This is a genomic window from Barnesiella sp. An22, from assembly GCF_002159975.1.
In the GTDB taxonomy this organism is placed as follows: Bacteria; Bacteroidota; Bacteroidia; order Bacteroidales; family Barnesiellaceae; genus Barnesiella; species Barnesiella merdigallinarum.
In genome coordinates this window covers 203,702-216,324 of record NZ_NFJR01000001.1, presented here as the reverse complement: position 1 = coordinate 216,324, position 12,623 = coordinate 203,702, and the positions used below count along the sequence as shown (strand labels likewise).

The window sequence follows — 12,623 nt, the reverse complement described above, 5'->3', positions numbered from 1 at the left end:
AAAAAATTTCGAGTAGAAAATTGTAACAATAAAAACATATAACCATGCAAAAAGGTACTATCGGGGTTACAACCGACAACATCTTCCCCGTTATCAAAAAGTTTTTGTACAGCGATCACGAAATATTCTTGAGAGAGCTGGTATCCAATGCCGTCGATGCTACGCAGAAACTGAAGACTCTGGCATCTTTTGGCGACTTCAAAGGCGAGCTGGGTGCGATGAACGTATCGGTTTCGATCGACAAGAAGGCCGGCACGCTTACCATCTCCGACCACGGTATAGGCATGACGGCCGAAGAGATAGACAAATATATCAACCAGATTGCCTTTTCGGGTGCTGAAGAGTTTCTGGAGAAATATAAAAACGATGCCAACGCCATCATCGGCCACTTCGGCTTGGGCTTCTACTCCTCCTTCATGGTTTCGAAGAAGGTCGAGATTCGCACCTTGTCCTATAAAGAGGGGGCAAAAGGTGTCATGTGGAGCTGCGACGGTTCGCCTGCCTACGAGATGACCGACATCGACAAGAGCGAACGCGGTACCGATATTGTGTTGTATATCGACGATGAGAACAAGGAGTTCCTCGAAGAGCAACGCATCGAGACGCTGCTGAAGAAGTATTGCCGCTTCTTGCCCGTACCCGTTGTATTCGGTAAAGAGCAAGAGTGGAAAGACGGCAAATATGTCGATACCGACAAAGACAAAGTCATCAACGACTTGGAGCCGGCCTGGACTCGCAAACCGACCGACCTGACCGACGAGGATTACAGGAAATTCTATTCCGACCTCTATCCCGGCATCGACGAACCGCTCTTCTGGATTCACCTGAATATCGACTACCCCTTCAAGTTGACGGGTATTCTTTACTTCCCGAAAATCAAGAACAACATCGACATCAACCGGTATAAGATACAGCTGTACTGCAACCAGGTATTTGTAACCGATTCGGTCGAAGGTATCGTCCCCGACTTCCTGATGTTGCTGCAAGGTGTCATCGACTCGCCCGACATCCCGCTGAACGTATCGCGTTCGTACCTGCAAAGCGACTCGAATGTGAAGAAGATTTCGGGTTACATCACCAAGAAGGTGGCCGAACGTTTGCAAGAGATTTTCAACAGCGACCGCAAACAGTTCGAAGAGAAATGGGACGACCTGAAGATCTTCATCGAGTACGGTATGCTCTCGGACGAGAAGTTCTACGAACGGGCTCAGAAATTCGTTCTGCTGAAAGATACCGAAGAGAAATACTACACCCTCGACGAGTACAAGACGCTGATTGAAGGCAACCAGACCGACAAGGACGGACAACTCATCTACCTGTATGCCACCGACAAGGAGGCCCAATACAGCTACATCGAGACCGCTACCGCGAAGGGTTACGATGTGTTGCTGATGAACGGTCAGTTAGACCCCCACTTCATCGGTATGTTGGAGCAGAAGTTGGGTAAATGTCGTTTCGTACGGGTCGACAGCGACTTGATAGACCGATTGATTCAGAAGAGCGACAACAAGTCGTCGGTTGCCCTCAATGAGCAACAGCGCGAAGTGATGACTACGGTATTCAAATCGCAGATTCCTGTCATCGAGAAGAGCGACTTCCTGGTTATGTTCGAGCCCGTAGGTGCTACGGCACAACCTATTGTGATTACGCAGAACGAGTTCATGCGTCGTATGAAGGATATGGCTGCCATACAACCGGGTATGGCCATCTATGGCGAACTGCCCGACAGCTACAACCTCATTGTCAACACCGAGCACCCCTTGACGCAACGGATTATCGCCGACACCGAGTCGTCGTGCAAAGAGCAGTTGACCCCGATACTCGACGAGTTGAACACGATCAATGCCGAAATCACCCGTCTGCAAGAGGCCAAGAAAGACAAGAAGGACGAAGAGGTACCCGTAGCCGACAAAGAGGCTTTGAAAAGTGCCGAAGAGAAGGCCAAGGAATTGCGTGCCAAAGAGTCGGACGTACTGAAGAGCTATGCCGACAAGAACCCGCTGGTTCGTCAGTTGGTCGACCTGGCTCTCCTTTCCAACAACATGCTGAAGGGCGAGGCTTTGAGCAACTTCATCAAACGCTCTGTCGAGATTCTTTAATGACTTGTTGATGCCGGTGAGGGGAACAGATATGAAGTAATACTTTATATCACCCTCTCACCCAGCATATAAAGCAATACTCAAATAGCGAATATAGATTTGCTGCATTACTGCAATCTATATTCGCTATTTTTTATTTATCTGTTAATAAACAGCTTATAGAATAAGTCCGCCTATCAACTCTTTTACCGACGAGATATGATTTTTTTCGAGATATTCGTCGATTCCGTCGACGATTTTCTCCGAAATCTGAGGGTCTATGAAGTTGGCGGTACCTACCTCGATGGCCGAAGCTCCGGCCAACAGGAATTCAATGGCATCGGTGGCATTCATAATACCCCCCAGCCCCACAATAGGAATCTTCACGGCATGATAGGTCTGCCAAACCATACGCAGGGCAATGGGTTTGACACAGGCTCCAGACAGTCCGCCAGTGACGGTCGAGAGTACCGGGCGACGCCGCTGCGCATCGATAGCCATACCCAGCAAGGTGTTGATTAACGACACGGCATCGGCCCCTTCGGCCTCGACGGCTCGGGCTATTTCGGTAATGTCGGTCACGTTGGGCGACAGTTTCACGATCAGTGTCTTCGGGTAGGCAGCCCGCACGGCCCGCACAACGGCAGCCGCACTCTGGCACGAGGTACCGAAAGCCATTCCGCCCTCCTTTACATTGGGGCACGAGATATTCAACTCGATGGCCGGGATACGGTCCAAGGCTGCAATCTTCTCGGCGGTAGCCACATAGTCCTCGACCGAGGCTCCCGACACATTCACCAGAAAGTGGGTATCGATCTCCTGGATACGGGGATAGATGTGCTCGATGAAATAGTCTACGCCCTTGTTCTGGAGACCTACGGCGTTGAGCATACCCGCAGGCGTCTCGGCCATACGGGGATACGGATTGCCCTCGCGATGATGCAGCGTGGTACCTTTGACTATGATACCGCCCAGACGAGACAGGTCGATGAAATCGGCAAACTCTTCGCCATAACCAAACGTCCCCGAAGCGGTCATCACCGGATTTTTCAGGGACAGTGCACCTATATTAACTTTTAAATCTGCCATTTGAGTTTTTCTATATTAAAGATAGGACCTTCTTTACATACACACACATGGCCTTCGACCGTGTCTTCTACACAGCAGAGGCAGGCACCCACGCCGCATGCCATCGTATTCTCGAGCGATACCTCGCAAAAGATATTCCGCTCACGGGCATACCGGGCCACGGCTACCATCATGGGCTTGGGGCCACACACATAGAGCCGGTCGAACGGTTGCTCAAGCACCGAGTGCTGGGTTACGAAACCTTTTTCACCCAGTGAACCGTCTTCGGTCGATAGATAAACTTCGCCCCACTGCTTGAACTGCTCGTATTGCAGCAGGTCTTTGTCGCTGCGGAAACCCAGCAGGAACCGGGGCGTATAACCCTTTTCCTTCAGGTATTTACCCCAGTAGAGCATAGGAGCTATACCCACACCGCCACCTACGAGCAGAATCTTCTCGTTCGGGTTCTCGGGGGGTGTAAAGGTATTACCCAGCGGCAGAACCAGGTTCAAGGTTTCGCCGGCCGGCAGAGCACACAGGGTACGGGTTCCCTCACCGGCTTTACGGATGAGCAACCACAACTCGTTGCGGTCATAATCGACAAAATTGATGGAGATAGGACGCCTCAAAAAGGTGGCGGGAGAGCGATCGACCCGCACCTCGACAAACTGCCCCGGCAGCATGGGGGGCAACGGTTGCCCGTTGGCAGGTGTCAATTTCAAGAGTGCATAGTTGTCATGCAACTGTACATTTTCGGCTATTCGAAAATCGAGAATGTATTTTTTCATAAATCTGTTTTACTGGCAAAATCCGGTGGTGAGACTCTTGCCTGACACCATGCCGGCAAGCATCCGCAACCTTGTTTTGCATTTCTTTGCAAAGATAGTGAAAGGCGAGAGCAGAGACAAATGGAAAGCACAGTTTTCGACATTTGACTCTGCCGAGCCGCCTCCTTTCTTCTGGAAAGATAGTGAAAGGCGAGAGCAGAGACAAATGGAAAGCACAGTTTTCGACATTTGACTTTGCCGAGCGTCTATATGGATATGGAAAGGTGGAAACAAAAAAGCCAAACTTGCAGGAGTTTTTTCTATCTTTGCTCCATGAAATACCAGCGAACCATCCAAGATTTCATCTCCGAATATGCCGATGCCGATACCAATCGGTTGCGGCTGATGAATATACAGGCCGACTTCGATGTGGCGTGGGCCATTCTGCAAATCGAGGCCCGCAAAAAAATTCGCCACAAATTGCCGGACTGGGCAGCTAACCCGAATCTGGTATTTCCCTCACTCCTCTCGACCGAGCAATGCTCTTCCGAACAGACGGCCCGGTATAAGCAACGACTCATCCAATCGGGCGATTTGGCCGACCTGACCGGAGGCTTGGGCATAGATACCTGTTACCTGGCGCAAAAGGCCACGCAGGTCGTTTACGTGGAGCGCATGGCCGAATATTGCCAGGCTGCCCGCTCCAACTTCAAATGGCTGGGGGCCGACAACATCACGGTGGTCGAGGATGACAGTACCCACTTCATACAGTATTGTAACCGCTGTTTCGATACGCTCTATATCGATCCAGCCCGGAGGGGAAGCGGCAACAAACGGATTTTTGCCCTCGACGAATGCGAGCCTAATGTGGTGGCACTGATGCCCCAACTGTTGCGCCATGGCCGACGTATTGTCGTGAAGGTTTCGCCTATGGCTGATATTTCGGCTATTCTGACGCTTTTGCCCGAGGTCGGCGAGGTACATGTCGTATCGGTACGAAACGAGTGCAAGGAGCTGCTTCTGGTCATAAACTCAGATACTTCAACCCAAGAGATGGCCACGACGATTCACTGTGTCGATATGGATGCTGCGGGTCGGGAATCTACGTTCACTTTCCGTCTCGATGAAGAGAGGCAACTTCCCCACTCTGCCCCTTGCGATACAGTGGCCCGATACCTGTACGAGCCCAACTCGTCTATTCTCAAAGCGGGGGCCTATAAATCGGTAGCGGCTGCGTATGGAGTCGACAAGGTGCAAATAAACAGCCATCTATATACATCGGATTGTTACCTGCCCGATTTTCCGGGACGGAAATTCGAGGTGGTCGAAGTCATCGATTTCAACGCCAAGAGTTTGAAGACGGTTGGGAAACAATATCCCCGCATCAACCTCTCGACGCGAAACTTTCCGCTCACGGCAAACGAGTTGCAAAAACGACTCAAGTGCAAAGACGGCAGCGAATTTTATCTCTTTGCCACCACACTTGCCGACAATCGAAAGGTGTTGATTATTACCCGTAAAGCTATCAATGCTTGAACATGCGGTCCATCTGCCGCTTGTCTTCCCGCTCTTTAATCGAGTCACGCTTGTCGTACTCTTTCTTCCCTTTGGCTATGGCTATGGTCACCTTGGCCAGCCCCTTGTCGTTGATGAAGACCCGGGTGGGAATGATGGAGAAACCCGACTCGCGCGAGGCCCGTTCGATTTTCGCAATCTCCTTGCGGTTGAGCAGCAACTTGCGGTCGCGGCGCGACGAATGGTTGTTGTACGAGCCGTAGAAATATTCGGCGATATACATGTTCTTAATCCATACCTCGCCGTTGTTGACGTAGCAGAAAGAGTCGTTCAACCCCGCTTTGCCCAGCCTGATCGATTTGATTTCGGTCCCCGACAATACGATGCCGGCATTGAACGTATCGAGCAACTCGTAGTCGAAAGAGGCCCGTTTGTTGCGAATATTTATTTGTGGTAGTTTCATCGTTTAATCTTCATCTTTTAATGGTTACATGACACCGGGCATGAAAAAGTAGAGCAGTTTCTGTATGGCCATCGGGATAGCCAGAAACAACACTGTGGTAGTCACCACATACAAGATGCTTTTTTGCTCGGGTATTTCCATATATTTTTGACTGTTCCAAATGACATACGCCAGCAGCAGCGGCAGAAAATCGACTATGGCCGGTACTTCGCAGAAGTAGCGCACCACCAGAATGCAGATGTCGAACAACATGTACAACCCCAGGTTGTACCCTACGAATCGTTTGATTCGCGACTCGGGCTGTACCACCTCCAACAGGTGCGTCGATAAAACTTTCATCACATACACCAGCGCATAGAATCCCCCGAAAAATTTTACAAATTCGATGATGGCCAGTTGCAGAGCCCGCGACAGCGAAATGTCGTGGAAGAAATATCCCAGAAAACAGACCACAGCCGTAACCCCCATCAGCGGGTAAAGAAACTGATTCAGAAATAGCTGTGTAGCACAAGGTGCCTTGTCTGTCTTTTGCCAGGTCTTTTCGGGAAAAACCAGGAGCAAAAAGAGATGTTTCAATTCATCCATAGAACTCGCTTTATTCAGATTCGTGTAACAAAGATAGTGAAAGATGAGAGTAGAGGCAAAGGAAAACGCAGTTTTCAACTTTGACTCTGCCGAACCGACTCCTATCTTATTCAAAGATAGCGAAAGGTGAGCGGAGAATAAAATATCGAAACTTGTTTCGGTATTTTTTATTCCGAATCACCCCCTATCTTCTACAAAGATAGTGAAAGATGAGCGTAGAGACAAACGAAAGGGGCGCTTTCTTATCCTGATGATACGGGACAGCCCCTCTATAACTTTCTGTAAATGGTCATATTTGTTCTATTTAACCCCTTGTCATGCACATTCTCTCTTTTTTATGGACGGATAGAAAAGTAAAATTTTTATCTTTGCATTTCAAAAAATTTCAGTTTAGTCTATTTATACATTAAAGAAGAAGATATGCCAACTATTTCCCATCGAGGTGAAATTATGCCGGCCTCACCCATACGTAAACTGGTCCCTCTGGCCAATAAGGCGAAAGAAAGAGGTATAAAAGTTTACCACCTGAACATTGGTCAACCCGACCTCCCTACCCCTCAAATCGGTCTGGATGCGCTCAAGCACATCGACCGCCGCACGCTGGAGTATAGCCCCAGCGAAGGGATAAAGAGCTTGCGGGAGAAACTGGTTCAATACTATGCCAAGTTCAACATACACGTAACCCCCGACGATATTATCATCACCACCGGCGGGTCCGAGGCGGTATTGTTCTCGTTCATGGCCTGCCTCGACCCGGGCGACGAAATCATCGTACCCGAACCGGCCTATGCCAACTATATGGCCTTTGCCATCTCGGCCGGAGCGGTTATCAAGACTCTGCCCTCCTCGATCGACGAAGGGTTTGCGCTGCCTTCGGTCGAAAAGTTCGAAGCCCTCATTACCCCGAAAACCAAGGCGATACTGATTTGTAACCCCAACAATCCCACGGGCTATCTCTATACGCAAAAAGAGATGAACCAGATACGCGACCTGGTGAAGAAATACGACTTGTTCCTCTTCTCCGACGAGGTCTATCGTGAGTTCTGTTACACCGGAGCTCCCTACATTTCGGCATTCCACCTCGAAGGTATCGAAGAGCAAGTGGTGCTTATCGACTCGGTATCGAAGCGGTACAGCGAGTGCGGTATCCGCATCGGTGCCTTGATTACCCGTCACAAGGAGTTGAAGAAGAATGTGATGAAGTTCTGTCAGGCACGACTCAGCCCACCGCTTATCGGTCAACTCATTGCCGAGGCGTCGATCGATGCCCCCGAGAGCTATATGCTTGCCACGTACAACGAGTATGTAGAGCGTCGCAAGTTCCTGATCGACGGTCTGAACCGCATCCCAGGCTGCTACTCTCCCATCCCCATGGGCGCCTTCTACACGGTGGCCAAGTTGCCGGTCGACGATGCCGACAAGTTCTGTGAGTGGTGCCTCTCCGAATTCGAGTATGAAGGCCAGACGGTATTCATGGCTCCGGCCTCGGGCTTCTACACTACCCCCGGGTTGGGAAAGAACGAGGTGCGTATGGCCTATGTACTGGAAAAAGAAGAGTTGGCCAAAGCCCTGATTGTATTGAAAAAGGCATTGGAGGCCTATCCCGGTCGTGTAGCCGTACATGAATAACTGGAAACTATATATTGCCAATCGCATTCATTTCGACAAAAGCTATCGGAAGAAGGCAACACCTCCGGCCATACGGGTAGCCGTGGCCGGGGTTGCATTGGGTTTGGCCGTTATGATACTCTCGGTAGCGATTGTCATTGGCTTCAAACAGGAGATTCGCGACAAGGTGGTAGGCTTCGGCTCTCACATACAGATAACCTCGTTCGACAGCAATACGACCTACGAAAAGCAGCCGGTACAATATACCGACAGCCTGCGTCAGGTTTTGATGGCTCACGAAGGGGTAGCCAAAGTCGAGCCCGTAGGTACGAAACTGGGAATGATCAAGACCGACAGCGACTTTATGGGTGTGGTCCTGAAAGGGGTGATGCCCGACTACGACTGGTCGTTTTTCAAGAAATATCTGGTTGAGGGTAATCTACCCCTCATAACCGATTCGGCAACCTCCAACGAGGTGATTGTCTCCAAGACTATCGCCGACAAAATGAACCTGCATGTGGGCGATAAAATCTACTGTTATTTTGTGCAAGATCAGGTACGGGCCCGCCGGTTTCTGGTGTCGGGTATCTATCAAACCGACTTCTCGGACTATGATAAACTGCTGATGATTGGCGATGTGCGCCAGGTGCAACGGCTCAACGGCTGGCCCCCCGACCAGTATAGCGAAATCGAGTTACTGGTCAACGACTTCGACCAGGCTGACAATATCGCTTACGACCTATATACGCAGTTAATCGACCGCCCCGACGATTACGGCACCCACTACTACCCGCAATCTATCCGCACGCTGAACCCTATCTTTTTCGGGTGGCTCGACCTGCTGGACATGAACGTGTGGATTATTCTCATTCTCATGGCTGCCGTATCGGGCTTTACCATGATTTCAGGCCTGCTGATTATCATTCTGGAGCGGGCCAACATGATTGGTATTCTCAAGGCGCTGGGCGCAAACAATACCTCGATACGCGAGATATTCCTCTATGTTTCGACCTTCCTCGTGGGGAAAGGTATGATTTGGGGCAATGTCATCGGTCTGGCCTTGTGTTTCCTGCAACAGCAGTTCCACATTATCAAACTCAACCCCGAGGCCTACTACGTGCCTTATGTGCCCATCGAACTCAATTTCTGGTACATCCTCTGGCTGAACATCGGCTGTATGGCCATCTCGGTGCTGATGCTGATTGCCCCCTCGTATTTAGTTTCGCTTATTCGTCCGGCCAAGTCCATCAAGTTTGAGTAAACCCGGCTTCCCGGTCGGGTCAATCCTCCTCTTCTACCTGTCGGGGCAATGTCATATTCAAGAAAATATATCCCAGTATTCCTGCCGCCAACGAACCGGCTACAATACCCAGTTTGGCCCGCTCGAGCAGTGCAGCTCCTTCGGGCCCCATGTCGCCAAACGAGAGGTTGGCGATGAAGAGCGACACGGTGAATCCGATACCACCCAATACCGATACGGCTGCCAGTGACTTCCAGGTGGTGCGGGTGGGCATCGGCACGATTTTCAGTTTGATGACCAGCCACGACGAGAGGAAGATACCCAGGAATTTTCCTACCAACAGACCCACGAAAACAGCCAGACTGATACCCGAGAAGAGCGAGGAGAACTCGAGACCCGAGAGCACAATGCCGGCATTGGCAAAGGCAAAGAGCGGAATGATAAGATAGTTGATGACGGGGTGCAGCGTATCTTCCAAATCCTGCAGCGGACTGATGACCTTATCCGAGGCCGACTCGATGCTCTTCAGGCAGTTGATTTGCTCTTTCGAGAGCATAATCGAGCGGTCGCTGTCTTCGAATTGTTCTTGCGGGAAATTGGCAATCTCCTGGCGTATCGTGCAGATAAAGTGCGAGGTTGCCAACACCGGCTTGGCCGGAATACAGAAGGCGACCAATACCCCCGCAATGGTGGGGTGAATGCCCGAATTGAGGAACAGGAACCACACGACACCGCCCAATGCAAAGTAGAAGAGTTTGCTGTTTACGCCGGCCCGTCCGCCTATCCATAGCACCAGGAATACCCCCACGGCATAGAGCAGACAGGTTACCTCGATGTGTGTCGAGTAGAAGAAGGCAATCACCAGAATGCCGCCTATGTCGTCGACAACCGCCAGCGTAGTGAGGAATATCTTCAGGGCTATGGGTACCCGCTTGCCCAGCATCGCCAGTACTCCCAGCGAAAAGGCTATATCGGTAGCCATCGGTATGGCACTGCCCCGCAGGAAATCACTCCCCCGCCCTACATACATGAAGAGCAGCACCGGTACCACCATACCGCCGATAGCTGCGACAATGGGCAGCAGGGCCTGCTTCAGAGAGGTCAACTCGCCCACCAGCACCTCGCGTTTGATTTCGAGGCCGATAGAGAAAAAGAAGATGGCCATGAGTGCATCGTTAATGAATGTCATGACCGTCATCGGTTCGCCACCGTGACTGAAGAGGTTGAACCCGCCCACCTGAAGGGATATGGGTTGTGCCCACCACGAAAAATAGAGATTGGCGAGCGGAGAATTGGCTATGATAAAAGCCAAAAGCGTAGCTACGATCAACACGTTACCGCCGCTGGCGTAGTTCTTGATCGATTTCTTTATGGCATACAAGCTGTCCATATGGGTTGTTTTTGTAGTTTAAACAAAAAAAAGCTCGTTACAGTTTTTCTGCCTCGGAATCAAAAAAGGGATAACCCCGCTTAGTCGAGTTTCAGCACCGCCAGGAAAGCCTTTTGAGGCACCTCGACCGAACCGATTTGCTTCATCCGTTTCTTTCCTTTTTTCTGTTTCTCCAACAGTTTGCGCTTACGGCTTATATCGCCGCCGTAACATTTGGCCGTTACATCCTTGCGTACCGGCTTGATGGTCTCGCGGGCGATAATCTTGGCACCGATGGCGGCCTGGATGGCAATCTCGAACTGCTGACGCGGAATGAGCTCCTTCAACTTCTCGCACATGCGCCGGCCAAAGGTGACGGCATTGTCTACGTGGGTCAAGGTCGACAGGGCATCGACCGACTCTCCGTTGAGCAGAATATCGAGTTTCACCAGCTTCGACTCTCTGAAGTCGTGAATGTGGTAATCAAACGAGGCATACCCCTTCGATATACTTTTCAGCTTGTCGTAGAAGTCGATAACGATTTCGCCCAGCGGCATGTCGTAGATGATTTCTACCCGGTTGCCCGAGATGTACTCCTGCTTTACCAGTTCGCCCCGTTTGCCCAGGCAGAGGGTCATAATGGGGCCTATGTAGTCGGTAGCCGTGATGACCGAAGCCCGGATGTAGGGCTCCTCGATGTGGTCGATCAAGGTTGGGTCGGGCAATCCCGACGGGTTGTGAACCTCGATCATTCCGCCCTTCTTGTCATAGACTTTGTACGATACGTTGGGCACGGTCGTAATCACGTCCATATTGAACTCACGGTCGAGACGCTCCTGCACAATCTCCATGTGGAGCAGCCCCAGAAATCCGCAACGGAATCCGAAGCCCAGCGCAGCCGACGACTCGGGCTGGAACGTAAGCGAAGCATCGTTCAACTGCAGTTTCTCCAGTGACGAGCGCAGGTTCTCGAAGTCCTCGGTCTCGATGGGATAAACACCGGCAAAGACCATGGGCTTCACCTCTTCGAACCCGTCGATTGCTGCCGCACACGGGCGGTCTATGTGGGTAATGGTGTCGCCCACCTTCACCTCACGCGAGGTTTTGATACCCGAAATGATATAGCCTACATCGCCGGCCAGCAATTCGTTGCGCGGCACCATGTCCAGTTTGAGCACCCCGATTTCGTCGGCCTCATACTCTTTGCCCGTAGCTACGAATTTCACCTTGTCGCCGGTCCGTATACGGCCGTTGCATATCTTGAAGTAAGCGATAATTCCGCGGAACGAGTTAAACACCGAGTCGAAGATAAGACACTGCAGCGGGGCATCTACGTCACCCTTGGGCGGCTCTACCCGCTCGATAATGGCGGCGAGAATCTCCTCGACACCCTGCCCCGTCTTACCGCTGGCCCGGATAATCTCTTCGCGTTTGCAACCCAGCAACTCGACAATCTGGTCTTCCACCTCGTCGGGACGGGCGCTCTCCAGGTCGATTTTATTGATTACCGGAATAATCTCCAAATCGTGCTCGATAGCCATATAGAGGTTCGAAATCGTTTGTGCCTGAATGCCTTGCGAAGCATCTACAATGAGTAGAGCTCCTTCGCAGGCGGCGATGGAGCGAGAAACCTCGTACGAGAAATCGACGTGCCCTGGAGTATCTATCAGGTTCAAAATGTATTTTTCACCTTGGTAGAGATACTCCATCTGTATGGCATGGCTCTTGATGGTGATGCCGCGTTCGCGCTCCAAATCCATATTGTCGAGTACCTGGTCTTGCAGGTCTTTCTCGGCAATGGTTTTGGTGTACTCCAACAAGCGGTCGGCCAAGGTACTTTTACCATGGTCTATATGGGCTATGATACAAAAGTTGCGTATATTCTTCATTGAGATTAGTCTGATAATTGCGACAAATATACAAAAAGATG

The 12,623-nt window shown here is 50.9% G+C and carries 10 protein-coding genes; 4 read left to right on the top strand and 6 right to left on the bottom strand.

Features of this window, described 5'->3' with window-relative positions; translation table 11 throughout:
* Positions 1-44 precede the first annotated feature (44 nt).
* Complete coding sequence (htpG, locus tag B5F38_RS00970; RefSeq protein ID WP_087407449.1) at positions 45-2,099, top strand: molecular chaperone HtpG; 2,055 nt, start codon at positions 45-47, stop codon at positions 2,097-2,099.
* 156 nt (positions 2,100-2,255) lie between these two features.
* Here the strand turns inward: htpG and B5F38_RS00965 are convergent, their stop codons facing one another.
* Both B5F38_RS00965 and B5F38_RS00960 read right to left on the bottom strand, forming a co-directional pair.
* Entirely contained in the window at positions 2,256-3,167 is a 912-nt protein-coding gene (locus tag B5F38_RS00965) for a dihydroorotate dehydrogenase (RefSeq protein WP_087407448.1), read from the bottom strand.
* The gene (locus B5F38_RS00960) at positions 3,155-3,934 is read right to left on the bottom strand and encodes a dihydroorotate dehydrogenase electron transfer subunit (protein ID WP_087407447.1); all 780 of its coding nucleotides are present in this window, start codon (positions 3,932-3,934) and stop codon (positions 3,155-3,157) included. The genes B5F38_RS00965 and B5F38_RS00960 overlap by 13 nt, the downstream gene beginning before the upstream one ends.
* A gap of 312 nt (positions 3,935-4,246) precedes the next feature.
* Here B5F38_RS00960 and B5F38_RS00950 point away from each other — a divergent pair, with 312 nt between their 5' ends.
* On the top strand, positions 4,247-5,449 hold the full coding sequence (locus B5F38_RS00950; protein ID WP_087407445.1) for a class I SAM-dependent methyltransferase: 1,203 nt from the start codon (positions 4,247-4,249) through the stop codon (positions 5,447-5,449).
* Here B5F38_RS00950 and smpB read toward each other — a convergent pair.
* Together smpB and B5F38_RS00940 are read right to left on the bottom strand one after the other, a co-directional pair.
* Positions 5,439-5,891, bottom strand: a complete 453-nt coding sequence (gene smpB / locus B5F38_RS00945; RefSeq protein WP_087407444.1) for an SsrA-binding protein SmpB — start codon at positions 5,889-5,891, stop codon at positions 5,439-5,441. The two genes, B5F38_RS00950 and smpB, sit on opposite strands and share 11 nt — an antisense overlap.
* A gap of 24 nt (positions 5,892-5,915) precedes the next feature.
* Complete coding sequence (locus B5F38_RS00940) at positions 5,916-6,476, bottom strand: hypothetical protein (protein ID WP_087407443.1); 561 nt, start codon at positions 6,474-6,476, stop codon at positions 5,916-5,918.
* Positions 6,477-6,896: 420 nt separating this feature from the next.
* Here B5F38_RS00940 and B5F38_RS00935 point away from each other — a divergent pair, with 420 nt between their 5' ends.
* Both B5F38_RS00935 and B5F38_RS00930 read left to right on the top strand, forming a co-directional pair.
* Complete coding sequence (locus tag B5F38_RS00935; RefSeq protein ID WP_087407442.1) at positions 6,897-8,105, top strand: pyridoxal phosphate-dependent aminotransferase; 1,209 nt, start codon at positions 6,897-6,899, stop codon at positions 8,103-8,105.
* A complete protein-coding gene (locus tag B5F38_RS00930; protein ID WP_087407441.1) occupies positions 8,098-9,345 on the top strand; it encodes an ABC transporter permease in 1,248 nt (415 codons plus the stop codon). The genes B5F38_RS00935 and B5F38_RS00930 overlap by 8 nt, the downstream gene beginning before the upstream one ends.
* 19 nt (positions 9,346-9,364) lie before the next feature.
* On the opposite strand, the gene nhaA is transcribed toward B5F38_RS00930, so the two are convergent.
* Positions 9,365-10,714, bottom strand: a complete 1,350-nt coding sequence (nhaA, locus tag B5F38_RS00925; RefSeq protein ID WP_087407440.1) for a Na+/H+ antiporter NhaA — start codon at positions 10,712-10,714, stop codon at positions 9,365-9,367.
* 80 nt (positions 10,715-10,794) lie between these two features.
* Positions 10,795-12,582, bottom strand: coding sequence for a translation elongation factor 4 (lepA, locus tag B5F38_RS00920; protein WP_087407439.1), 1,788 nt, complete (start codon positions 12,580-12,582; stop codon positions 10,795-10,797).
* Positions 12,583-12,623 lie beyond the last annotated feature (41 nt).